Below are 25,062 nucleotides of genomic sequence, written 5' to 3'. Positions count from 1 at the left end.
CTGTTTATGGCGTTGATTTCGCATGGAAAACGGCATCATTTCCTTGTTCAGTATTCGCGCGTTTTCATCGCAATTGGAATGCACAAAGCCACTAATAATGTGCGAAAATTATAAGGCTTATGTTCCTTTCAAATTCAGAAATAACCTATTTATTATAAACTTATCAGATAGTTATATGGGTTTCCATTTTGTCTGATGATTTATAGGTATATTGAGTTTTACATTATGTCATCAAAATAATGTACTATTTTTGTTGATAAGTGTAAATTCCTGTAATAGGCTTTTTGAAAGTGCGCTGAAGAAATCCGAAAAAGTGATGCAAAGAACTCGGGCGCGCGGAAATTAGGGAGGATGAAAATGATCCAAGATTTTAAGTCGCTGGTGTTGACGCGGGCCAGGCCTGTTGTTGCCCGGTTTATGTTCGGGGCTGCTGTTTTGCCCTTTCTTACGGTGTCAGCGATGGCACAAGAGGCAACAGCGCAGGCTCCCGCGCTTATGGAAATGGTCGAAGCCGGAAATCTGCCACCAGTAAGCGAGCGTGTTGGTGAAGAGCCTGAGGTTGTCGAGCCACTTGACGCAATCGGTAAATATGGTGGCGAAATTCGAACTGGCCTTCGTGGCAGTTCTGACCATAACGGCATTTTGCGTGTCGTTGGTCCACAGGGCCTTGTGCGTTGGGACCCTCAATACACAAAAGTTGTTCCCAATGTCGCCAAAAGCTTTGACGTTGATGACGCAGGTGAGGTCTTCACGTTCCACCTCCGCAAAGGCATGAAATGGTCGGACGGGGCACCGTTTACCGCCGACGATGTCATGTTTAATGTCAGCGACCTTCTTTTGAATGAAGATTTTGCGCCGACGCCTGCGCGTTATACTGCGGGCGGTGAGCCGATGAAGGTCGAAAAAATCGACGACTACACAGTAAGGCTCACCTTTGCAGAACCGTATGGTGACTTTCTCGCTGAGTTGGCAGCGCCGCTTGGTCAGAACCCGGTGCTGTATGCCAAACATTACTGCAAGCAGTTCGTGCCTGCTTATAACGACAATCTGGATGCACTGATTGCTGAAAATAATGCATCGGATTGGCAGAACCTGTTCATGCAAAAGTGCGGTGATCTTGAAGTCCCGACACGTTGGGGCAACCCGGAGCGTCCAACGCTCGATCCGTGGGTTGTCACTGAGCCTTATGTAGGTGGGGCGACCCGTGTTGTGATGGAGCGGAATCCGTATTTCTGGCAGATTGATACTGCGGGCAACCAACTGCCCTATATTGATCGGCTCGTAATGCCAATTGGGGCGGATACCGAAAGCCTGCTTTTGTCGATCATCGGTGGCAGAATTGATTATGGACTGCGCCATGTTGATACCCCGGTTAACCGCCCACTTCTGGCGGAAAACCGTGAGAAAGGCGACTACCGGTTCTTCAAGGCTAGCGCTCCAGGTGGCTCGAACATGGTGATCGATTTCAATCTCACAAGCAAAAATCCCGATCTGAGAAGTGTTTTCAATGAGAAGGATTTCCGTGTTGCATTGTCACTGGGTATGGATCGTAGCGAGATCATTGATACGGTTATGCTAGGTGATGGGGAACCGTGGCAACACGGTCCGTTCGAAGACCACCCCTATTACTATGAGAAGCTTTCCAAGCAGTATCTGGAGTTTGATCCGGAAAAAGCAAATGAGCTGCTTGACGGGATCGGTCTGGATAAGCGCGGTCCTGACGGCATTCGTCTGATGCCAAATGGTGAGCCTCTCAAATTCAAAGTTGATGTAATTCCAACGTTCGATCCGACCTGGGTAGATGCGCTGCAATTGATCGAGCGGCAATGGGCCGAGATTGGTGTTGATATGGATATCAACTCGATGGAGCGTTCATTCTTCTATCAGCGCACGTCTGAGAGCAACGATCACGACGCTGCTGTCTGGAATGGCCGTCAAAGCTGGGTTCCGGGGCAATTGCCGCATCAGATTGTGCCTGTTAGCCACGATAGCCGCTACGGAATTCCGTGGGTCCGCTGGTACGAAAGTAATGGTGAAAAGGGCGAAGAGCCGCCTACAAGTATCAAAAAGCGACTGGATCTTTTTGTTGCAGCACGCGGTGCGGCAGATGCGGAAAAGCGTCAGGCTATCGTTCGCGAGATTGCTGAGATTGCTGCGGACGAATTTGAAGTGATTGGTTTGTCCAAGGCGCTTCCGACCTATGGCATCGTGAAGAACGGCCTCAAGAATGTGCCGGAAGCAATGCCAAGTTCCTGGTCTTTCCCAACGCCGTCTCCGACGTTGCTTCAGACTTGGTACTGGGCTGACTAAACCTGCGCCCTAACGCCCTTCGCGGTGCCGCGACTAATTTCCGCGGCACCGCCTTTCCAAACGCATCACCAAGGTACAGAACCGATGCTCTTCGCTTATATATTGCGTCGCATGGTATGGGCAGTTCCGCTGCTGTTTGCCGTGTCGCTCATTGCTTTTGCGCTGATCTCAGCACCCCCTGGGGACTATATCACCAGTTTTGCGGCGACTCTTTCGCAGTCTGGCGATGTTGTGGACCAGGCCCGACTTGACTCCCTGCGCGAGCGGTACGGATTGGATCAACCCTTCATCTTTCAGTATTTCCAGTGGATTGCAGGTGTTGTCCAAGGGGATTTTGGTATCTCCTTTGAGTGGCAGCAACCCGTTGGGCAGTTGATCTGGGAACGCATGGCGCTATCGGTCACCCTGGCACTCGCCACACTGATGTTCACCTGGGCGGTTGCACTTCCAATCGGGATTTATTCCGCAGTTCGGAAATATTCAATCGGCGATTATATTTTTACGACCATCGGGTTCATTGGGTTGGCGACGCCGAACTTTCTGTTTGCATTGGTGTTGATGTATGTCGCGGTGGTCTATTTCGGGGCCGATGTATCGGGGCTGTTCTCCCAGCAATATCAGGACGCGCCGTGGTCTTATGCAAAGTTTGTCGATCTGTTAAAGCATCTCTGGATTCCGGTTGTGATTCTGGGCACGAGTGCGACGGCAAGCCTTGTTCGCGTCATGCGGGCAAACCTACTTGATGAATTGCACCGCCCTTATGTCACCACTGCCCGTGCCAAAGGGTTGTCTGAGTGGCGCCTGATTTTGAAGTATCCGGTCCGGATTGCGATCAACCCCTTTGTTTCGACAATTGGCTGGGCCTTCCCCCAATTGATATCCGGGGCAGTTATCACGGCCTTTGTCTTGTCATTGCCGACCGCCGGTCCGCTTATGCTTCAGGCGTTGCTGGCGCAGGACATGTATCTGGCGGGTGCCTTCATTCTTCTTCTTTGCTGTCTTTCAATCGTCGGGATGCTGGTATCTGACATCCTGCTTGCGGTGATTGACCCTCGAATTCGTTTCCGGTGAGCCAAATGACTGCTGAAATCGATCCGCGTGCCTCGTCGCAATCACCAGAAGACTTCGCCTCCCAGTGGCGTCTGATCTGGATTGCGTTTCGTCGGCATCGCCTGGCCATGACCGGTGTTGTCATTGTCATGCTGTTTTATTTTGTTGGTGCATTTGCCGAGTTTCTTGCGCCATATGACCCCAATTCTTCGTCGTCAAAAGATATCTACCATCCACCACAGATGGTTCATTTCGTTGATTATGAGGAAGATGGTAGTTGGTCCTTTGGGCCCTATGTGACCGGATTGAAATCCGAACGTGACCCATTCACGCTTCAAACAACCTATGTCGAAGATCCTGATAAGAAGATCTATCTGGAATTCTTTGGCAAAGGGGAGCCCTATGAGCTTTGGGGCCTGATCCCGATGGAACACCATTTCCTGACAACTGAAGACCCAAGCCAACGCTTCTTCCTGATCGGGGCTGATCGTCTGGGCCGTGATATGTTAAGTCGCACGATTTATGGAACGCGTGTCTCCATGTCCATCGGCTTGATCGGTGTCAGCCTCAGCCTGCTGCTAGGTTTGGTTCTGGGGGGGGTATCGGGATATTGGGGCGGACGGGTCGATATGGTGATTCAGCGTGTCGTCGAACTGGTCATTTCGCTGCCAACAATCCCGATCTGGTTGGGGTTAAGTGCGGCTCTGCCCCAGGATTGGTCTCCGATAACCCGCTATTTCGCGATCACAATTATCCTGTCATTGGTTGCATGGACCGAGCTTGCACGTGTGGTGCGCGGGCGGTTCTTAGCGCTGCGCACAGAAGATTTCGTGACGGCCGCACGATTGGATGGCTGCCGCCCCCGCAGGGTGATTTTCCGTCACATTATGCCGTCGCTGGTTAGTCATATCATTGCGTCGGTGACCCTTGCTGTTCCTGTGATGATTATTGCGGAAACCTCTCTTTCCTTCCTGGGGTTGGGTCTTACGCCGCCGACCATTTCCTGGGGTGTGTTGCTTAAAGAAGCGCAGAATGTGAGGACCATGGCGCAGGCGCCGTGGCTGTTTGCGCCAGGGGCCGCCGTTTGCGTTGCGGTTCTTGCTCTGAACTTCTTGGGGGATGGTTTGCGTGATGCAGCTGATCCCTATGCGCAGGACAATCATTAATGAGCACGACAGCCATGAATACAAAAGCCAATACACCGGTCCTGGAGATCAAAAATCTCTGTACCGAGTTTGTGACCAAACGTGGACCCTTTCGCGCAGTGGATGATGTCTCGCTTCAATTGCATGCCGGAAAGACTCTTTGCGTTGTTGGGGAAAGTGGATCGGGCAAAAGCGTTATGTCACGTTCCATCCTTCAGATCGTCGACCCGCCCGGGCGTGTTTCCAGCGGTGAAGTCTTGCTGCACCGTCATCGCACCTCACGCGGGGTAGGCGAAGAAGAGACCATTGATCTTTTGAAGCTTAACCCGAAATCATCTGCGATCCGGAACCTTCGTGGCCGGGACATTGCAATGATTTTCCAAGAACCAATGAGTTCGCTTTCGCCCGTTCACAGGATCGGTGATCAGGTTGGCGAGGCCATCCGGCTTCATGAGCGTGTTTCTAAAAAAGAAGCCCGCGAACGAACTCTTGAATTGTTGCGCAAGGTCGAAATTCCGCGGCCGGAAAAGGCGATTGACCAATTCCCGTTCGAATTTTCCGGCGGCATGCGTCAACGCGCGATGATTGCCATGGCACTCGCCTGCAATCCCACTGTTTTGATTGCCGATGAGCCGACGACAGCGTTGGATGTGACCATTCAGGCCGAAATTCTGGATTTGATCCGATCCATCCAGAAAGCAAGCGACATGGCGGTTCTGTTCATTACCCACGATATGGGGGTTGTGGCAGAAATCGCTGATGAGATCGCCGTGATGCGGTATGGCAAAGTGGTGGAGACCGGGGATGTTTATGAGATATTTGAAAACCCACAGCATCCATACACCCAGCGGCTTCTGAATTCCGTGCGCGAGCTTGACCGCCCGTCAGAACGGCGGTTGTCGATGCGCGAAAATCGACCAGTTGGCAAACCTTGCCTTGTTTCCGAGGGGGTCCATAAGGTCTTTGGCGCAAGCAAAGGCTGGTTTGGAAAAGAGGTCAGCGGTCTTGTCGCCGTCAACGACGCCCACCTTGAACTTCGCAAGGGCGAAAACCTTGGCATCGTGGGGGAAAGCGGTTCGGGCAAGACAACGTTTGGTCGCTGTTTGCAGCGCGTGCACGATGTAACGTCGGGGCGCATTCTCTACACGAACGAGGCTGGGCAAAAACTTGATCTTGCTCCCATGACCGAGAACGAACTTGCTCAGCCATGGCGGGATATTCGAACCGTGTTTCAGGACCCTTTCTCGTCCCTGAATCCGCGCATGACAATCGGGCAGATCATTTCCGAACCGCTAATTGTCGAAGGTAAGCTATCGGGGGCGCAGATCCGCGAACGTGTATACGAACTGCTTGAACTTGTCGGGTTGCCGACATCGGCGTTCATGCGCTATCCGCACGCCTTTTCCGGTGGGCAGCGCCAGCGTGTTTCGATTGCGCGTGCGATTGCACCTAACCCGCGGATCATCATCGCAGACGAAGCAACATCTGCGCTGGATGTCAGCCTGCGGACCCAGATTCTTGACCTGCTTCTTGATCTTCAGGAACGCCTTGATCTGAGCTTTATCCTGATCAGTCATGATATCGCGGTCATCCGTTATTTCTGTGATCGTATTGCGGTGATGTACCGTGGGCGCATCGTTGAAACCGGTGATACCGAAGAAGTCTGCACGGCACCAAAACATGAATATACGCAGTCGCTGCTTTCGGCTGTGCCGGTTGCTGACCCGCGCGTACGTGGGCAGAAGCAACGTGTTCGTTACCATGAAGCGACCTGAGGATATCCAATGAAAATAACAGACATAAAAACGTATCTGATGCAGGTGGGCGCGCGTCCGGGAATGCCTGCTGGCGAAGGATCGTTTCGCGGGTCGCGCAACTGGTTGTTTGTGAAAATCGAAACCGATGAAGGCATATATGGTGTCGGCGAATGTTCCGGCTGGCCGCGTATTATTGAACGGGCGGTCCAGGATGTCGCCAACATCTTGGTTGGCGAAGACCCGCGCGACATTGATCGTCTGTGGCACCGTGTCTACATCGCATTGATGGGCCATGGCATGACCGGCACGGTCGGTGGCGGCACTTTGAGCGGGATCGAGATGGCCCTTTGGGACATCAAGGGCAAGGTGCTGGGCCAACCGGTGTGGAACCTGCTTGGCGGTAAGTTTCGCGATACAATTCCTGTCTATGGCCACGCAAAGACCCCGGAACGTGCGCGTGAATTGATCGCACGCGGCTATAGCGCGATAAAAGTCGGTTTTACCGGTGGGGTTGATATCGACCTTGTTGCGTCGATCCGCGATACGGTTGGGTCGGACATTGATCTGATGGTTGATGCCCACGGGCCATCCTGGATGACGGCGGCGGATGCGATCCTTGTCGGGCGTGAGTTGGAAAAGCTTGATCTGTTGTTTTATGAAGATCCGGTCGCACCAGAAAACCTCGACGCCTTGCAGCGGGTCCGCGATGCGGTCTCTGTCCCGCTGGCAGCGGGGGAGCGGGTCAGCACGATCTGGGGTATTCGTCCTTATATTGAACGCGATCTTGTTGATGTCATTCAGCCCGACACCGGGCGTGCAGGTGGTATTACTCAAATGCGTAAAATGGCGGCGATGGCAGAGTCTCATTTTATCACCATGGCACCGCATTCAGGCTCCCTTGGTCCGGTCGCAGAATTTGCAGCAGTGCATGTGCTGGCAACCATTCCAAACGCCTTGATGCTTGAGCGTGTCGAGTTCGACTGGACCGGGCGCTACGAAGTCGTTTCACCAGCCCTGAAGTCAGAGAACGGCGCCCTTAAGGTGCCAGATGCACCTGGCCTGGGTGTCGAGCTGGTCGAAGAAGAGATCGAAAAATATCCCAGTGATCGCAACGTGACAGACATGCCGACCAACGAAGGTGCTTATGAACCGGGGACCGTTGGCGAGTGTGTTTATTTTCAGCCCCGGCTTCGTCGCCGTGCGCGTCTGCGACTGACGCAGACAGATCAAAACTAGGAGCGAGACTTTGCACCCGACCAACAGTACCGCTCCTAACGTTTCAGGTGCGTCTCTTCTGGTGATCGGCCTTGCCGGGGAAGGCGCGCTTGCGCTCTGTGAGTTAAACGCCCAAACGGGTGATATTTCACTGCTTGATAAAGTGGAATTGCCCGATGTTGAGGGCGGCTGTGCGGGGATGCCGGTTTCGGTGAACCGTGCAGGCAGTCGGGTATATGCTGGCTGGCGTGGCGAGAAGCCAAGAGTTTTCAGTTTTGAACTTGACCGTCAGGCGTGCAGCTTGACCTGCCTTGGCCAAGCTGATCTGCCCGAAGGAGTTTGCTATGCCGTGCCGGCATCCTGTGAAAGTCGCCTGCTAAGCAGCTCCTATAAAGGCAGCAAAATCACCATCAGTCCGATTGACGCGCAAGGCAAGGTCGGGGAGCCAGTCATGATCAAGGACGCGCAGCACGCGCATTGCTTGGTTGAGGCCCCTAACGGCTTTGTCTATGCGACCAGTCTGCGTGGCGATTTCATCCAGACTTATGTGTTTGACGACACCCGCAGCTCGCTGCGACCTGTTGCCCGCCGTGAAGTTCCGAGTGGCTCTGGCCCGCGTCATATTGTGTTCTCTGATGATGGGGCGGTCGCATATCTGGTGTCCGAATTCGTCGGAACCTTAACGCTGTTTGATGTCGTGGCGAAAACGGGGGCGCTTAATCCCAAGCAAACGATCGCGCTTTTGCCCGAAGGAGAAAAGGCTTGGGCCTCTGAGATTTGCGTGACCCCAAGCGGGGACTTTCTGTATGCGTCAGAAAGAAACAGCTCGCAAATTTTTGGCTGCCGCTTGAAAGCCAATCGGGAAATGGAGCGGGTATGTGCCGTTAAAGCGCCGGAATGCCCGCGTGCGTTTTGTGTTGATCCTTCTGGTCGGGTGCTTGTCGCCTTGGGGGAAAAAAGCGGCGAAGCATGGACTTATCAAATTGGGCCCAGTGGGGATCTTGACTTTGTCAGCCACGTCAATGTTGGTGTTGCACCAAGCTGGGTTGCAGCGGTGTCGTGATCGTATTTTTAGGGATTTAAGGATCGGACAATGAAAGAAAGCACACGCGAAAAATTTATGCACATATCGGTCGCGACAATTGCAACCGCGCTTTACAAACGGGGCCTGCGCAATCAGGTAATTCAGGGTGTTGGTCCTGTTGGCGACAAGGGGCGTAATATGGTGGGGCCAGCATTTACGCTGCGCTACATGCCCGCGCGCGAAGACCGCAATCAGATTGATGTATTCCGCAATCCCGAGCATCCTCAACGTGTTGCCATTGAAACCTGTCCTGCGGGCCATGTGCTGGTCATGGACAGTCGCAAACAGGCCAACGCGGCGTCGGCTGGTGATATTCTGTTGACCCGTCTGATGAAGCGCGGCGGTGCGGGTGTCGTGACCGATGGCGGTTTTCGGGATGCTGCAACGATTGCCGGTCTCGATATCCCGGCCTATCATACCCGCCCATCAAGCCCGACCAATCTCACCAATAATGAGGCCATTGCGATTAATGAACCGATCGGCTGTGGTGATGCGCCGGTTTTCCCTGGTGATGTTATTGTTGGCGATGCGGATTGCGTCATTGTGATCCCTGCAGAGATTGCTGACGATGTCGCCGATGAGTGTATCGAGATGACAGCCTACGAAGAATTTGTTGCCGAACAGGTGGCCGAAGGCGAAACCATAATCGGTCTTTATCCCTGCACCAAAGATGAAAACCGTTCGTCCTATGAGGCTTGGCTCCTGTCCAAGGGGGCCGACTATTTCTATCATCGGATCAAGCAGAATGCTTAATGGTGGCGGACAAGAAAGTCCTGTTCAGGGAGGTTCGGTTTACCGATATTTCCGGTGGGCTTTTCTTGTCACAGTGATCGGATTGTGTTTGGGCGGCGTTGTCGGCTGGCAGGCGACGGGAACATTGGGCGGTACTGCGACGATCTTTATGATTACCGCCGTGTTGGCCGTGCTTGAGATCAGCCTGTCGTTTGATAATGCGATTGTGAATGCCAACAAGTTAAAAACAATGTCGCCGGTCTGGCAACGTCGGTTTCTGATTTGGGGTATTTTGATTGCTGTTTTCGGCATGCGTATCCTTTTCCCGCTGCTGATTGTCGTGTTGGCGGCGCATGTTGGTCCGTGGCAAGCATTGCTGCTGGCATTGACGCAGCCTGATGAATACGCTCGGATCATGCAGGATGCTCATCTGCCCATTGCGGCGTTTGGCGGCACATTTCTGATGATGGTTGGTCTTAGTTTTTTCTTTGACCACGAAAAAGACGAACACTGGATGCATTGGCTGGAACGCAAAATGGTGAGCGCTGCTGGCATCCGTGGCTTCGAGATCATGATCGTCCTGTTAATCGTTCTTGGGTTCGCGTCGCTTCAGACGAATGCAGATCACTCATATGCCTTCTTTGTCTCGGCGATCTGGGGACTGGTAACCTTTCTGATTGTCGAGGTTATCGGTGCTTTGCTTGACCAATCGCAAACGGCGATGAAAGGTGCGGCCCAAGGTGGACTGGGGGCGTTTCTTTATCTTGAAGTACTTGATGCATCGTTTTCGTTTGATGGAGTGATTGGGGCATTTGCGCTTTCGCAAAACCTTTTGGTGATTGCGATCGGTCTTGGTATTGGCGCGATGTATGTGCGCTCTATGACCATCATGCTCGTGGAGCGCGGTACGTTAAAGCAATATCGATATCTTGAGCACGGTGCGTTCTACGCGATTATTGCGCTTTCAATCATAATGTTTGTGCAATCAATTGTGCACGTCCCGGAAGTTATAACTGGTATTGGCGGCGTGGCGATTATCGGGGTGTCTCTTTGGTCTTCGGTTCGACAAAACCGGGCTATCTGTTCATAATCGGGTTGTGCGCTCGTGGTCGTGTGTGAATTTGAAATAATCGTGTATTATGTTAAATGCTCATAATCAAAGCGATAAAGTTGTGGCTGCGCATTGAAAGCGCAGGAAAAAACAGTTGCGATAACCGTAAAGCAGGCGTGCCCGTGCCAGCAAGAGGAACTAGATGAATCAGGCGATCAGGAAAAAACAGGCCAGCCCAATCACAGGGCAAAGGAGCAAAAAGGTGCGTGAGCCGGGCTACAGCCGCTTGGCGCAATTGATTCGTGAGGAAATTTTCGATGGTAGAGTAACTGCGGGAGCACGGCTTAAGGTGTCGGAAATTGCCAAGCGATTTGGCACCAGTACCAACCCGGCACGAGAGGCGCTTCAGGTTCTTGAAGGTGAAGGACTTGTTACCATTGAGCCGAACCGCGGAGCGAGTGTTCGGGAAATCAGCGAAGATTTACTCCATAACGTCTTCGATCTACGCGCTGTTCTTTGGGCGTATATTGTTCGCTCATTTGTTGAGTTTGCAACCCCTGACGATATTGCTCAGCTGCGACGTTATCAGGAAGATTGTGAGGCTGCGGTTCAGAACAGTGATTATTCTGCTTACCATAAGGCCAACGTCAATTTTCATGATCTCATGGTTAACCATCACTTCAACAGTGAAGCCGTTGCGATCATTCGTAAACATGACAGCTGGTTGCAGGCTCTTTCCAAAACCGAACCACTGAACCTTGCCCAAATGCGCCGGTCTGTCGCCGAGCACTGGCGTATTGTGGAAGCCGTCGAGAAAGGCGAGGCAGACGAAGCGGTACAAGCGATCGAAGAGCATATTCGGAATGCTCAAACCATCTTCCAGGATCGATTGCGCCGCAAGCGGCTAAACAAGCCCGCCTGAGACGAAAATCAACAACACGCAAGTTTGACGATTGGTTTTGCGCGCTTTTCTGGTTTGGGAAGTTGCGGTCAGTGACTTGATCTTTTTTTAAATAGTACACTATTTTATAATCATAGTGTGTAAAATTTCCTCTTGGAGACTTGCTTCATCCGTCAGCATTTCCTTGCTCTCTCCATGCACATTTCAACCACACAGGATAACGCCCGTAATGTCGTCTTTTGTCACATTTGCCTCCCACGATCTTCCGTTTGACCAATCCCAGTGGGAGCGTCTCGAAGCCGCGGTTACACCTGGCAAACTGATCAAGGTCGATACGTCTGATGATGAAGCTGTCGCTTCAGGCCTGGCCGAAGCCGAAGTCGCCATTCTCAAAGGGGACCTTGACGAACGGTTTCTGTCTGCCCCCTGTCTTAAATGGATACACTGTGATCACGCCGGTTTGACCAAGTCTGCCAAACCCGAGGTCTTTGAAAAGGGCCTGACTGTAACAGGATCAGCAGGGCGCTCAGGACCTGCTTTGGCCGAACATGTGATGATGTTCGCGCTTTTGCTGTGCTCAGGATACCGGGATTTCTATGAAGCGCAGAAACACCATGAGTGGCGTCGGATTCCTGAAATGTCAAACCTGCGTGCGCTGTATGGTCGCACGATCGGTATCATTGGTATGGGTCATACTGGCAAGGCGCTGGCCGTGCGGGCGAAGGCATTTAACATGAATGTCCTGGGCTATCGACGCCGTGATGAGGAGACCCCCGAAGGCGTGGATCGCATGTATTGCAGTGATCGTGGCGAAGGGATTGATGAAATACTTGAGCAGGCCGATATCGTTGCGCTTGTGATTAACCTTTCGGATGCCACGCATCACATGATCGGGGCCAAACAACTGGCAAAAATGAAAAAACCCGCCGTGTTGATCAATTTGTCGCGCGGCCCGGTTGTCGACCAGGCCGCACTGATTGACGCACTTGAAAATGGCGGCATTGCCGGCGCAGGCCTCGACGTTACGACCCCGGAACCGCTGCCAGAGGGGCATAAGTTATGGGATATGCCGAACGTACTTATCACGCCGCATTTTACAGCCTCTTTGCCAGATCGCTCGGAACGTTCATTGAAGATGATTCTCGACAATCTGCAGCGTTACCGCGCCGGCGAGAGCATGCTTAATCAGATCAGTCAGGAAGATCTGTGGTCGAAAAGCTGAACCGACGATCTACCGGTTCGGACAGGTAAACATCAAACATAGTAAAAAAGGTAGGATCAAAATGAATGTCGGATTCATTGGTTTGGGTGTAATGGGGCAACCGATACCTAGCACCTGATTTCAGCAGGACATAGCGTTCAGCTTCATCGGGTAAAAGACAAATCCCGTCATTTGGTAGAAATGGGCGGTCAGGAAGCCAAATCGGCAAAGGATGTTGCCAAGGCATCGGACATTATCATCCTGATGTTGCCTGATACGCCTTATGTTGAGGCTGTCCTGTTTGGCAAGAGCGGCGTGGCTCAGGGGCTTGATGCGGGTAAAACTGTCATCGATATGAGTTCGATTTCTCCGGTTGCAACCAAAGAATTCGCCAGCCGTATTTCTGACCTTAACTGTGCGTATCTTAATGCGCCGGTGTCCGGCGGTGAAGCCGGTGCCAAATCTGCAACCCTTTCCATCATGGTTGGTGGCACGCAAGAGGATTTCGACAAGGTCCTACCTGTCCTTAAAGTCATGGGCAAAAACATTAATCTTGTCGGGGGGGCGTTGGTGATGGGCAAACGGCCAAAGTTGGCCAATCAGATCATTGTCGCACTGACCATCAATGCGGTGTCTGAAGGTTTGCTGTTCGCGTCAAAAGCGGGGGCTGATCCGGCAAAGGTGCGTGGCGCATTGATGGGTGGATTTTCATCCTCAAAGATCCTTGAAATGCATGGTCAGCGTATGATTGACCGCAATTTCGAGCCAGGATTTCTCATTCCACTGCATCAAAAAGACATCAACAACGCCCTTGATGCCGCAAGAAGTATCAAACTCTCACTCCCATCGACATCACTGGTTCAGGAACTGTTCAATGTCTGCGGTGCATTGGGGCATGGAGAGGAAGATCACTCGGCACTCGTACGGGCTCTGGAAACGATGGCCGCCCATCAGGTGAATTCCTGATCAGTAATTCGGTTTTGCCGTGAGCGCTGCTTGCGGCAAAATCCCCGTATATGCGGGGCAAGAGTATAAGAGTGTTCGTTTGCTAAGGCGCTTCAGTATGGTTGTTCGTCAAGTTCTAACGCAGTTCCTGCACCGTCCCAGTGCCGGGTTGATTGGCTGCAACGAGACAGATGCATACGCATCGCATGGCGCGCCCCAGCATCATCGTGTCTTTCTATGGCATTAAAAACGGCAAGGTGTTGTTGGCGGATTGCCATGCCTTTCATTTCTGCTGAAAGACCTGATGGGGCGATAGCAAGCACCATGCCGCTGCGAATCTCTGGCAGCATAGTTTCCAGACAGCTTAGGAAAAAGTTGTTATGCGTGGCACGGGCGACAGAGAGATGGAATTCGAAATCCACTTCAAAGGAGAATTGTGACGCTTGGTGGAGCTTTTCGAGGTCGGACATCGCTTTCTTCAGGCGCGCAATATCCGTTTCGGTGCGGTATCTTGCTGCCGCCGCTGCGGCCTCACCTTCAATGCCAATTCTGTATTCGAAACAAAAATTTCGCGGGTTCATCTATCGATGCTCCAAACTTCCATGCACGGTATGGTTTTGTCTATCTTGCTGCTCTGATGACATATCTCGTCAGGATTTTCCTGTCTGTCCTTCCATCAGTCGCTTATGAGACGAGCATACATGGTGACGCATCGCGGTGCGTGCACGCTCTGGGTCTTTGGCTTCGATGGCGTCAAAAATCTCCTGGTGCTCGTGATTTACAGCTTTATTAAAGTCGGAACTGAAAGCCGCAATATTCCATGTAAGATTCATACATAATTGTATTTGTGTACGAAGTGACAGCAGTGTGTTGACGTAGAACGGGTTGCCTGATGCCTCGGCAATGCCGACATGAAATTTGAAATCTCTGCCTGCGCTATCCTCAATTGAATCTCCCGGCTGGCAGGTCGATACGCTGCGCAACATTTCCAGTTGCTTGTCAGTGCGGCGCTCAGCTGCAAGAGCTGCCGACTCACCCTCCACACCCTCGCGGAAGCTGGAAAAGGGAGCAATGTCTGCAATACTGGCAATTACCGGAAACTGTACGTCTGAAGACGGCTTTCGCGTAACGAAGCTACCCGATCCGCGACGTGATAAAATAAGCCCCTCAGTACGGAGCCGTGCAAGCGCTTGTCGGATCACCGGACGCGAAACGTTGAACTGACGTGCCATCTCGTTTTCGGAAGGCAGACGTGAATTTTCTGCCCAAGTTCCGTTACGGATGAGATCAAACATTTCACGGTACGTAATGTCAGACAGCTTGTCTGCGACTTCATCAACTGTCACGTTTATCCTCCCAATCTGGTGCTTTGGACATTTAGCACGCCCGTCGGAAAAGACAGCATTGGGCACTTTGACCCTAGCGTTAAAAACAGCGTGTGGCGGTGCAATTTTTTCCGACCTTACCAGCTTCCAAGCTAGCAAAATTGCATTGTTATCGCAAGCGAGTTGGAAAATTTGTAAAAATCTGTTACTTCCGTTTGGCCAATCAGGCGAAAATGATATCCGGTTATCCCGGAGTGCATACGCGTATCATAATCACGACGGAGGAAACTATCATGGCAAAAATTGGCTTCATCGGGCTTGGCACTATGGGGTGCCCAATGGCTGAGCGCTTGATCAAAGCGGGGCACGAATTGCGGATTACGCGGGTAAAAGATGCGTCGCGTTATCTGGTTGATCTCGGTGCGACTGCCTGCGAAACGCCTGCAGAGGTCACGCAAGGAAGCGAAATCGTTATTTTGATCGTTCCAGATACGCCAGACGTTGATTCGGTTCTGTTTGGCGATCGGGGGGTTGCCTCCACGCTTGGTTCCGGCGCGATCTTGGTTGATATGAGTTCGATATCGCCGCTGGCAACCAAGGAATTTGCCTCAAAAATCAATGCCCTTGGTGCTCAATATGTTGATGCTCCTGTGTCTGGTGGCGAAACTGGCGCACGGGAAGGAACTCTCTCGATCATGGTTGGTGGAACCCGGGATGCGGTGGCTTCTGTACGTCCAGTGTTGGAGGCAATGGGGAAAAATATCACTCACGTCGGCGATATAGGGGCAGGGCAAACAGTCAAGGTTGCCAACCAGATCGTGGTTGGTCTGACGATCCAAGCTGTCAGCGAAGCCTTTCTTCTTGCGAAAAAGGCTGGTGTCGATCTGCAGGTCGCTCGTGACGCCATGCTGGGCGGCTTTGCTCAGTCGCGAATCCTCGAATTGCATGGACAACGGATGATTGATGAAACCTTCGACCCTGGTTTCAAAATCGCCCTGCACCGCAAAGACTTGAATATCGCGCTGACAAATGCGGGGCAGCTAAATGTCGCGCTTCCGAATACTGCTGGTGTGGTTCAGATCATGAATGCCGCGATCGCACAAGGCGAGGGGCAGAGTGACCATTCCGCACTATTCCGGGTGCTTGGCGCAATATCCGGTTCAGATTCTGAATAGTCGGCGTGTGATCAGGCAGTGCGCATTATCAAGATATAGATAGTGTTGACAAATTATTACAAATTTACCAAGCTGTGATAGCTGAGCATGGTGTCGAGGCACTGAAAGCGTCGCTGCGCCATGCTCGGCAACTGCCTAAATATAAGGAAAATAAGATGTCAGGGGAAAACGAGCGGGATCGTAAATCTGGTGGAACATCTTTCACCGGAGAAGACGGGTGGTGGCGCCGTCCCTTTTCTGTGTTCCAAACCAATCTGCAAGAGATCGACGCAACTATGGATGTTGAACAGACTCTTGATAGAATTGAGGCTCAGGGTGCGACGACGTGGCTGATTAATACCGGCGGAATCTCTTCGTTTTATCCGACTGATCTGCCCTATCAGACTCGCAATCCCTTTCTGGCAGACCGACCGTCAGGAGATCTGATTGGTGATGCTGTTGCCGCTGCAAAGAGACGCGGGATCAAAGTCCTGTCACGCCTCGATTTTTCCAAGGTATCCCCACGTATTGCCAAGGAACATCCGGAGTGGTTGTTTGTATCGCCGAAGGGCGAGCCGCAGATTTACAACACGCTTTATAGCACCTGTCCGAACCGTGATTATTATCAGAACCGGTCGTTAGACATTCTGGATGAGGTCATTGATCGCTATCCGATTGATGGGTTCTTTTTTAACTGGTTCGATTTTTCCGAAATGGATTACAGCCGGGTCTATCACGGCGTTTGCAGTTGCAATGTTTGCCGAGAGCGCTTTGCGACATACTCCGGTGGCAAGGAGCTTCCCGATGGTCCGGGGCGCCCGAACTATGCGCAGTGGTTGAGTTTTGCAAATGATCTCGTAACCACACTGTGTGCCAAGATCTCGGACCATATCAGCGCCAGACGTCCGGATGCGGCGCTTGTTCTCAAACGCGGTGCGCCGATTGTCTACTACGAGGCAAACAACGCATTCGGGCGAGAGCCATGGCACCATAACACCTCAGAGAATGTCGGCGCACATATGACTGGTCTGCCCGAGATTTCCCTGTTGGTGAACTCGGTATCTTTCATCGATATGCCCTATCGGATGTCTGGCGAGCAGCCTGAAATGTTCGCGCAATATTTGCTGCAGGCAATCGCGCGCGGCGGAAATCCGTCGACATATATCATGGGTGCACCGGGCCGTATTCCCTATGCAAACCTGCCTGTGGCAGGCCAAATTCAGTGCTTTCATCGCAACCATCATGAAATTTATCGCGGTCTTCGACCCGCCTCAAATATTGCGCTGGTTAGGCCTGATCCGGTGCGCCGCGCTGAGCCAGGTTATGCACAAAGTGTGTCTGAATTCCGGGGGCTTTTCTCTGGCTTGACGGAGCGTAATCTACCGTTTGACGTGGTGGCAGTCGAATGCATTTCCAAGATCGCTGAAGAAGGTCGTCTCAGTCAGTTCCAGATGATCATTTTACCTGACCTTGGTCAGGTTGGATCTGATACGGCATCGGCTTTGGACGCCTATGTGGCGGCTGGTGGGAATGTTGTGCTGACCGGAGGCAGTGCAATAACCGACGAGGGCGAAGGCGAACTTGCCACAGGCCCTGCTATCATGCGCGCTGGTAATGTTTTGACCGGTTCCGACTTGTGGTCGACATTCGTGACCGATGCTGAACAAACGCAATCTGATGCGTTTTGTTTTGCGCCGCGTATGGTGGCCGTTTACGGCACCTATGCCAATTACGTTTGGAAGCCGCGTGCCGAAAAGATGGGCCGTCTTGCACCGCAAGCGCCGTTCGGCCCACCCGAAAAGTGTTATGGCCATATCCTTAGCGACCACCCAGCTGCGGTTCGGTTGATCAATGGTGGCAGTGTTACCCAGTTTCCGTGGACCATTGGTCATACCTATCGCGAATTCGGGACGACCGAAATCAGGGATTTCTTCCTCGATTGTGTTGCCGATCTTGCGACCCCGACGGTCACGGCTGAGTTGCCAGATCAGGTTGAAATTGTCGTTGGACGGTCGGATGCAGGCCTGGTCATTCATTTGATCAATCAAAGCGGGATGCGAACCCGATCCGTTGGACCGCACTTGCCAATCTCGGGCGGTGTCCTGCGGATAAAGGATGGTGTCGGTCCGGCGCGGCTTCTGAAGTCGGATAAAGAAATTGAAGGCCAAACTGAAGATGGCGCGCTCGTGCTTGAGCTGCCTGAGCTTGGACTTTACGAGGTCGTCGTGCTGCCCGAAGCAGCGCAATGACAGAGGGGGTGTCATGCCCGGACGGCTAGGTACGGGCATGACTTCCAGAACAGCGAACCAACTGTTTGAAACGCGCCATCCATAAAGGATCAGGCGCATAACCAAGTCTATTAGACGAAAGCGGGGCCATCGCCCAAGCATAACAAGACTTTCGCATAGACATCAGTGGAGGAAACAAGATGAAACACTTTATTATCGGTGCGGCGATTGCCTTCGCGCTTTCCACACCAGTGCAGGCCGCACAGCAACTTATCCTTGGCACAATTACTTCCGAGACCTCGCATTTCGGCGTTGGCGCCGAAGCATTCTTTGACAAACTTGAAGAGCTTTCTGGTGGTGAGTTTACCGGAATACAGGCACCTGCCGGTCAGCTTGGCGGCGAGCGCGACCTGATCGAAGGGCTGCAGATCGGCTCGGTTGATCTGGCCATGGTGTCGACCGGGCCGCTTGGCAACTTCGTTCCCGAAGTTTACGCCTTTGATCTACCGTTCCTGTTCCGCGACTATGATCATGCCCGCAAGGTGCTTGATGGAGAGATCGGTCAGGAATTACTCAAAAAGGTCGATGAGAATAATCTGGTTGGCCTGGCATGGGCCGAAAATGGCTTTCGTCATGTTACCAACAATGTTCATCCTGTGAAAACGCCCGGTGACCTGGATGGTCTTAAGCTGCGCACCATGGAGAACAAAGTCCATATGGCCGCCTTTTCGGGCATGGGGGCCGCGCCAACACCGATGGCATTTCCGGAAGTGTTTAGTGCCCTGCAGCAAGGCGTTGTTGATGGTCAGGAAAACCCGGTTACCGTGATCTCGGCTTCTAAGTTCTGGGAAGTGCAGAAATACGCATCTCTGACTGGTCATGTCTATTCACCGGCCATTTTCCTTGCATCACCTGCCTTGTTCGAGGGGCTGAGTGATGAACAAAAAGGTTGGTTCTACGAGGCAGCGAAGGCAGGGGTTGAAGCGAACCGCGCTGAGGTCAACCGTCTTGAAGATAGCGGGGTCGCCATGATGCGCGAACACGGTATGGAGGTTCTGACTGACGTCGATAAGGCACCGTTTGCAAAACTGGCAGAAGAAGCATCCTACGCCGTTTATACAGACCAATATGGTTCTGAGATGATCGAGCGGATCAAGGCCGTCAAATAACGCCTGATTTTGTGACCGGACCAGCGCGCCATGCGCTGGTCCTTTTTTCTTTTTGGAAGAAACGTTCGGATGAAGCTTTTTTTGCGTGTCGAGACGGCCGCGACGCAGTTCGCTCTTGTGTGTGCCATTGCATTTTTGCTGATCGCAGCCGGGCTTGCAGTTTATCAGGTATCCACCCGTTTCATTTTTGGCCACCCGTCTACCTGGACGGAGGTTATCACACGGTTTGCTATGATTTGGGGGGTATTTATGGGCGTGGCCCCTGCGATCCGCGAGGGCGGTATGATTGCCGTCGATCTTGTTCAGAGGGTGTTGCCGCGCAAGTTTGGTGTTGCTCTTTATCTGGTTGCCACGGCGCTGACCATCATCTTCTTTGCGATCCTGTTTTGGCAAGGCTGGGCCATGACCGGGCGCGTTGCGCGCCAAACGGTTGCCGGTCTCGATCTGTCAATGTCTTGGGCCTATGCGGCATTGCCGACGGCATCTGTCTTTATTTTGATGTCGGCACTGGGCAGTGCAATCAGGGCTATTCAACATGGTTGCGTTGATCATTGGGAGGAAGCCCAGTGAATACAGCAATTGTTCTGTCTCTTTTGATCTTCTTTGTTGTCGGTGTGCCGATCGCGATCTCAATCGGTTTGGCGTCGGTTATCGGCATAGAGGTCCATGGCCGCCTTCCGCTGTTACTTGTGGCGCAACGGATGTTCGCCGGTCTCGACAGTTTTCCCCTGATGGCGATCCCGCTGTTTATTCTTGCCGGGAACCTTATGTCGGCGGGCGGCATTTCTTATCGTCTGGTTGAACTCGCCAAATCAGTTGTTGGCGGTATTCAGGGTGGTCTTGCTGCCTCCTGTGTTTTGACATGTATGCTTTTTGCGTCCGTTTCCGGCTCTTCGGTTGCAACGACCTTTGCCATCGGTGCGATCCTGATACCTGCAATGGTTAAGCAAGGCTACCCTGCACCTTTCGCGGCCTCCGTCCAGGCCAGCTCCGCCGAGCTTGGGGTTCTTATTCCCCCTTCCATTCCGCTCATTCTTTACGGTGTTTCCACCGAAACATCGATTGGTGACTTGTTCGTTGCAGGGCTTGGTCCAGGGATGCTGGTCGCCGGATCACTGATGGCACTGGTTCTGATTTTGTGCCGTCTTCGAGGGATCGGCAAGCTTGGCAAGGATGATCGTCCAGGGTTCCTGAAAGCTCTGTTTTCGGCAATGCCAGCGCTTCTGGTTCCCTTCGTTATTCTTGGCGGTATCTATTCCGGGGTTTTCACTCCAACAGAAGCCAGTGCTGCTGCTGTGGTGGCTGCACTCGTTGTTGGTGGGGTGTTCTATCGCGAACTGAAGGTGCAAAACCTTTATCCGATCCTGAGGTCGACGGTCATTGCAACATCGGCAATCATGCTGATTATCTCGGCTGCGGCATTGTTTTCATTTTTGATTGCCCGTTCAGGCTTGCCCAATGAAATTGCCAGCTCAATCAAGGGGATGTTTGAAAGTAAATATTCGTTCCTTCTGGCTGTGAATCTCTTGCTTCTCGTGGTCGGTATGTTCATTGAGACCGCAGCAGCGATATTGGTTTTGGCTCCGATATTGACACCAGTTGCAATGTCTTATGGCGTTGACCCGGTTCATTTCGGGCTGATCATTGTGGTTAACCTTGCGCTTGGCATGATTACGCCCCCATTGGGCGTCAATCTTTTCGCGGCCTGTGCTGTTGCCAAGCTGCCGGTTGAGAAAATTATCCCTCAATTGCTGTGGTTTGTTCTGACAGTTTTTGCCGCCCTAATGATCATCACCTACGTGCCCGCGGTTTCACTGTGGCCGGTGGAATTCATTAACGGGTCTTAGGCAGTTGAGATGTACCAGACACATGAAGGTAGAAAATGAACACCACAGATCAAGGCACCTTAGGCTCTCAGGGCATTGCAGAATTGCGGGAACATGCCAAAGACATGTTTGCCGCTGCCGTTAAAAGGGCCGATCCGGAAGAAGGTGTGCGCCGGCAACTCGCAGTAAGCCCGCTGCCCTCAAAAAAAGGGGGGCGGTGCATTGTTTTGGCGATTGGCAAGGCTGCTATTCCAATGATGCGGGCGGCGCAAAGCGCGATACCTGATGTACATGATGCTCTTGTCGTGACGAATCCGGAAAACATGTGTGACCTCGTCGGCACGACGGTCATAGCGGGGATGCATCCGGTGCCCGATGTAGCTTCCGCGCATGCTGGCCGTTGCGTCATTGATTTTTTACAGGCGTCACGCGAGGGCGATGTTGTTGTTGCGCTGATTTCAGGCGGTGGGTCATCGCTGATGATAGCGCCTGCCGGTGGCATTTCTGTCGAAGATTACGGCAGCTTGAATGACGTGCTGCTTGCCAGCGGGCTTGCGATCAACGACATGAATCTGATTCGCCAGCAGGTTGATGATCTTAAAGGGGGCGGTCTTTTACGGTTTGCGGCGCCAGCCGAAGTGCATGCTTTACTGCTGTCCGATGTAATCGGTGACGATTTGCGGGCCATCGCTTCTGGTCCTACTGTGGCACCGATTGGAACGCCCCAGCAGGCTGTATCGCTTATGAAGTCGTTGGGGATTTGGGATAAAGTCCCGGCCAGCATTCGCGATCATCTGGTCAAGAGCGCGCCGATAATTGATCTGCCAACGGCATCAAATCATCTGATCGGGTCAAACCGGCAAAGTCTGGAAGCGATGTTGGCTGCCGCCCCCAAAGGTTTTGACGCTCACATTGTTAGTGATGCCCTTGTTGGCGATGTCGAAAGGGCAGCGACGGAAGTTATCGCTGCAGCGCGATCTGCCAAAGGGCCGGTAGCCCTGATTTTCGGCGGAGAAACAACCGTCCAGATCAAAGGATCGGGACGCGGCGGACGCAACCAGGAACTAGCGCTTCGCTTTGCCTTGGCAGCAAAAGACACCTTGCAAGATAACTGGGTGTTCCTTTCGGGGGGGACAGATGGACGAGATGGTCCGACAGATGCGGCAGGCGCATTGGTTGACGAAGGCACGCTGAAACGGATCGCGGACGCAGGTGGGAACCTTGATGCGTTGCTCAGAAACAATGACAGCCATGAAGCGCTAAGCCGCGCACATGATCTACTGGTCACTGGTGCAACAGGCACGAACGTGGCCGACGTTCAAGTGCTTCTGCTTCCTTGATTATTGTAGTTTTATCTACCTGTTCTTCTACTGTTTGACCGGCAGCGATGTTCGGTTGGTCCCGAGGAAGCATATACCTATCGAAATTTGCCCTGCATTGCAGGTCTGCGTGAGACCACTCTCAATTTCTCAAGTAGATGAACGAAGAGCTCGTCTTTATTTCGATAGGTGCGACTTCCAAGCTGCTGAGCAAAGTTGAACATGAAGAAATCAATCAACGTCGGGAGCTGTTTTGAAGCTGGGCAATAGAAATGTCAGCTTTTCTGTCAATTCTGCAGGTTTTTGTCATCTTTTGTGACAATCGATGACAACTTATCTGGCATTCTGTAATGCTAAGTTGTTGATTTCACGGGAAGTCAAATGTCAGCTTTTGTGGCACACGACAATGGGCAATAATCATATTATATGATTATTGCCCATGGACACCATTTCTCCCGACAGAATTCCATTCCTCGCCGATCAACCGACCCGTTTGTCATAATTCGGGGTTATAAATCCGAGAGTGACACCCGCAGACCATCTCGGGCGGATTGGGAGATGGCGTGGATTGTTTTTTCGAACTCATAGGCGTGGTCGAAATCCGGGTAGGCGGCATGCTTGTCGCGGATGGCGCGGAGCAGGGCAGTGGCTTCGATGACTTTGAGGTCATTAAAGCCAAGCTGATGTCCCGGTGCTGGACAGAACTGGCCATAGGGCGGGTGTTCCGGACCGGTCAGGATGGTAGTGAAGCCCAGCTGTGATGTATCGCCTGTGTTGCAGTAGATTTGAAGTTCGTTCATGCGTTCCTGATCAAAGCAGATCATGCCCTTGGTACCATGTACTTCCCATGCAAGACGGTTCTTACGTCCCCAGGCAGAACGGGATGTCGAAAGGCTGCCCTGAACCCCATTGGCAAAGCGCACCAGTGCAGAGGCGGTATCTTCGTTTTCGACATTGGCACGTCCGGTGCCATCGGCCAGCGGACGGGTCGCATGGACGGTTTGCATGTCGGCAATCAGGCTTTCAATCGGGCCAACAAGGCCATAGGCCATCGAGACAAGATGACAGCCCAAATCACCAAGTGCCCCCAACCCGGCCTCCGATAGTTTTGCGCGCCATGTCCAGGGCAGGGACGGGTCTGCCTGATAGTCCTCATCCACCCAGCCACGAAAATGAACGATGTCGCCGATTTCACCGCTTTGCACCAACCGGCAGGCGTGGGTGAAGGCGGGGTTTTTGATGTAGTTATAGCCAACCATGGTTTTAACCCCGGCCGCACGGGCGGTGTCCCGCATTTCGCGGGCCTGATCAAGGGTGAGTGCCAGTGGCTTTTCACAGTAGACGTGCTTGCCCGCCTTGACTGCGGCAATTGCCATGTCGAAATGCAGGGTGTTGGGGGTGGTGATCGACACAATATCGACATCCGGATTGGTAACCAGAGATTTCCAGTCATCGGTTGCGTGAGCAAAACCGAACTGGTCTGCCATTTGCGTGGCCTTGTCAGCCGGTGTGTCACACAACACAGCCAGATGAGAATCGGGAACATCCCCCATGACGGCCTTTGCTGCGCCAAAGGCCAAAGCGTGGGCCTTGCCCATGAAACCGGTTCCAATCAACCCAATGCCAAGCGATTTCATTTGTTGGAACTCCTCATCTAGCCAAAATAGAATTTTTGTTCTATTTAATGGATGATCATGGAACGCAACGTGCGTCAAGCAGAATCAAGACAGGAAAACAAAACGCCATGAGTGATCAGACCGCACCCGTTTCGCTTGAAGAATTCAATCACCGGCTGGCTGAAATATCGGAAACCATGCCCAAAAGGCTGCGCCAATGTGCCGAATTCGTTGCGCAAAATACCGACCGGATTGCGGTGTCGACCGTTGCTGAACTTTCGATAGGGGCCGGGGTGCAGCCATCGGCTTTCATGCGGTTTTGTCAACTGATGGGGTTTTCCGGCTTTTCTGAAATGCAGAAAATGTTTCGCGAAACCTATGCGCAGAAATGGCCTGATTATGCCACCCGGCTTGAGAACCTGCGCGCGACCGGCGATGACAGTCCCAGTGCCTTGTTGGCCGAGTTTGTTGAGGCAGGGCGTCTGTCGCTTGAGAATCTCGCCTCAACGGTTGATCTGAAAACCCTTGAAAAGGCGGTCGATGTGCTGGCGGCGGCCCCGATGATCCATGTGGTCGGATTTCGTCGTGCCTTTCCCGTGGCGAGCTATCTGTCCTATGCGTTTGAGAAAATGGACATCGCCGCGGTGCTGCATGATGGTGTGGGGAACCTTAATCCCCGGCATGCGATCCGCACAGGCGACGTCGTGATCGCGATTACCTTTGCGCCCTATTCACAGGAAACGATTGATCTGGCGGCTTATGCCCATGACATAGGCAGTCAGGTGGTGGCAATCAGCGATGCGTTAAGCGGACCAATGCGTAAAACCGACGCGCTGATGCTGTCGGTTTCCGAGGTTGATGTGGGTGCCTTTAGGGCGCTTTCAGCAACGATTTCATTGGCAATCGCGCTGGCGGTTTCGGTTGGGGCAAAACGTGACAAACTGGCTTATGGAAAATAATTATTGAAAACTTTATAAAACAGAATAAATATTCCATTCATGGCATGTGTTGATGGAATACATGTCACCAAAAAC

Annotated in this window: 20 protein-coding genes and 1 pseudogene; 18 read left to right on the top strand and 3 right to left on the bottom strand. The window is 52.5% G+C overall.

Annotated elements, in window-relative coordinates:
* Positions 1-357 precede the first annotated feature (357 nt).
* The 11 genes and pseudogenes from AMM48_RS10110 to AMM48_RS10060 all read left to right on the top strand — a co-directional run bounded on the left by AMM48_RS10110 (position 358) and on the right by AMM48_RS10060 (position 13,412).
* Positions 358-2,310, top strand: coding sequence for an ABC transporter substrate-binding protein (locus tag AMM48_RS10110; RefSeq protein WP_102783914.1), 1,953 nt, complete (start codon positions 358-360; stop codon positions 2,308-2,310).
* Positions 2,311-2,394: 84 nt separating this feature from the next.
* Positions 2,395-3,381: an ABC transporter permease gene (locus AMM48_RS10105; RefSeq protein ID WP_102783913.1), complete on the top strand. Its 987-nt coding sequence runs from the start codon at positions 2,395-2,397 to the stop codon at positions 3,379-3,381.
* A 5-nt stretch (positions 3,382-3,386) separates the two neighbouring features.
* Positions 3,387-4,526: an ABC transporter permease gene (locus tag AMM48_RS10100; RefSeq protein ID WP_102783912.1), complete on the top strand. Its 1,140-nt coding sequence runs from the start codon at positions 3,387-3,389 to the stop codon at positions 4,524-4,526.
* Positions 4,526-6,280, top strand: a complete 1,755-nt coding sequence (locus AMM48_RS10095) for an ABC transporter ATP-binding protein (RefSeq protein WP_198413518.1) — start codon at positions 4,526-4,528, stop codon at positions 6,278-6,280. Before AMM48_RS10100 ends, AMM48_RS10095 begins: the two co-directional genes overlap by 1 nt.
* A gap of 9 nt (positions 6,281-6,289) precedes the next feature.
* Positions 6,290-7,498: a mandelate racemase/muconate lactonizing enzyme family protein gene (locus tag AMM48_RS10090; protein WP_102783911.1), complete on the top strand. Its 1,209-nt coding sequence runs from the start codon at positions 6,290-6,292 to the stop codon at positions 7,496-7,498.
* 10 nt (positions 7,499-7,508) lie between these two features.
* Positions 7,509-8,540, top strand: a complete 1,032-nt coding sequence (locus AMM48_RS10085) for a beta-propeller fold lactonase family protein (protein ID WP_158246451.1) — start codon at positions 7,509-7,511, stop codon at positions 8,538-8,540.
* Positions 8,541-8,570: 30 nt separating this feature from the next.
* Positions 8,571-9,314 (top strand): ribonuclease activity regulator RraA, encoded by a 744-nt coding sequence (locus tag AMM48_RS10080; RefSeq protein WP_102783909.1) that lies wholly within the window; start codon positions 8,571-8,573, stop codon positions 9,312-9,314.
* A complete protein-coding gene (locus AMM48_RS10075) occupies positions 9,307-10,383 on the top strand; it encodes a DUF475 domain-containing protein (RefSeq protein WP_102783908.1) in 1,077 nt (358 codons plus the stop codon). Before AMM48_RS10080 ends, AMM48_RS10075 begins: the two co-directional genes overlap by 8 nt.
* Before the next feature lie 163 nt (positions 10,384-10,546).
* On the top strand, positions 10,547-11,266 hold the full coding sequence (locus tag AMM48_RS10070; RefSeq protein WP_102783907.1) for a GntR family transcriptional regulator: 720 nt from the start codon (positions 10,547-10,549) through the stop codon (positions 11,264-11,266).
* Between the two features lie 208 nt (positions 11,267-11,474).
* Positions 11,475-12,467 carry a D-2-hydroxyacid dehydrogenase gene (locus AMM48_RS10065; RefSeq protein ID WP_102783906.1) on the top strand — a complete coding sequence of 331 codons (993 nt, stop codon included), beginning with the start codon at positions 11,475-11,477 and terminating at the stop codon, positions 12,465-12,467.
* Between the two features lie 61 nt (positions 12,468-12,528).
* Positions 12,529-13,412 (top strand): annotated as a pseudogene (locus AMM48_RS10060) (2-hydroxy-3-oxopropionate reductase).
* 92 nt (positions 13,413-13,504) lie between these two features.
* On the opposite strand, the gene AMM48_RS10055 reads toward AMM48_RS10060, so the two are convergent.
* Together AMM48_RS10055 and AMM48_RS10050 are read right to left on the bottom strand one after the other, a co-directional pair.
* The gene (locus AMM48_RS10055) at positions 13,505-13,972 is read right to left on the bottom strand and encodes an FCD domain-containing protein (protein WP_102783905.1); all 468 of its coding nucleotides are present in this window, start codon (positions 13,970-13,972) and stop codon (positions 13,505-13,507) included.
* 69 nt (positions 13,973-14,041) lie between these two features.
* The gene (locus tag AMM48_RS10050) at positions 14,042-14,737 is read right to left on the bottom strand and encodes a FadR/GntR family transcriptional regulator (protein ID WP_022731347.1); all 696 of its coding nucleotides are present in this window, start codon (positions 14,735-14,737) and stop codon (positions 14,042-14,044) included.
* 272 nt (positions 14,738-15,009) lie between these two features.
* Between AMM48_RS10050 and AMM48_RS10045 the strand changes: the two genes are divergently transcribed.
* From AMM48_RS10045 to AMM48_RS10020, 6 genes are all read left to right on the top strand, one after another.
* Entirely contained in the window at positions 15,010-15,891 is an 882-nt protein-coding gene (locus AMM48_RS10045) for a 2-hydroxy-3-oxopropionate reductase (protein WP_022731348.1), read from the top strand.
* Between the two features lie 155 nt (positions 15,892-16,046).
* Positions 16,047-18,119 (top strand): alpha-amylase family protein, encoded by a 2,073-nt coding sequence (locus AMM48_RS10040; protein ID WP_102783904.1) that lies wholly within the window; start codon positions 16,047-16,049, stop codon positions 18,117-18,119.
* Between the two features lie 179 nt (positions 18,120-18,298).
* Positions 18,299-19,267, top strand: a complete 969-nt coding sequence (locus AMM48_RS10035) for a TRAP transporter substrate-binding protein (RefSeq protein ID WP_022731350.1) — start codon at positions 18,299-18,301, stop codon at positions 19,265-19,267.
* Between the two features lie 69 nt (positions 19,268-19,336).
* Entirely contained in the window at positions 19,337-19,837 is a 501-nt protein-coding gene (locus tag AMM48_RS10030; RefSeq protein WP_022731351.1) for a TRAP transporter small permease, read from the top strand.
* The gene (locus AMM48_RS10025; RefSeq protein WP_022731352.1) at positions 19,834-21,114 is read left to right on the top strand and encodes a TRAP transporter large permease; all 1,281 of its coding nucleotides are present in this window, start codon (positions 19,834-19,836) and stop codon (positions 21,112-21,114) included. Before AMM48_RS10030 ends, AMM48_RS10025 begins: the two co-directional genes overlap by 4 nt.
* Positions 21,115-21,149: 35 nt before the next feature.
* Entirely contained in the window at positions 21,150-22,433 is a 1,284-nt protein-coding gene (locus tag AMM48_RS10020) for a DUF4147 domain-containing protein (RefSeq protein WP_102783903.1), read from the top strand.
* 488 nt (positions 22,434-22,921) lie between these two features.
* Here the strand turns inward: AMM48_RS10020 and AMM48_RS10015 are convergent, their stop codons facing one another.
* Positions 22,922-24,049, bottom strand: a complete 1,128-nt coding sequence (locus AMM48_RS10015) for a Gfo/Idh/MocA family oxidoreductase (protein WP_102783902.1) — start codon at positions 24,047-24,049, stop codon at positions 22,922-22,924.
* A 107-nt stretch (positions 24,050-24,156) separates the two neighbouring features.
* Between AMM48_RS10015 and AMM48_RS10010 the strand changes: the two genes are divergently transcribed.
* Positions 24,157-24,987: a MurR/RpiR family transcriptional regulator gene (locus tag AMM48_RS10010; protein WP_101299497.1), complete on the top strand. Its 831-nt coding sequence runs from the start codon at positions 24,157-24,159 to the stop codon at positions 24,985-24,987.
* Positions 24,988-25,062 lie beyond the last annotated feature (75 nt).

It is taken from the genome of Thalassospira sp. GB04J01 (assembly GCF_000751115.1).
Lineage (GTDB): Bacteria > Pseudomonadota > Alphaproteobacteria > Rhodospirillales > Thalassospiraceae > Thalassospira > Thalassospira lucentensis.
This window is presented reverse-complemented; position numbering and strand designations above follow the sequence as displayed.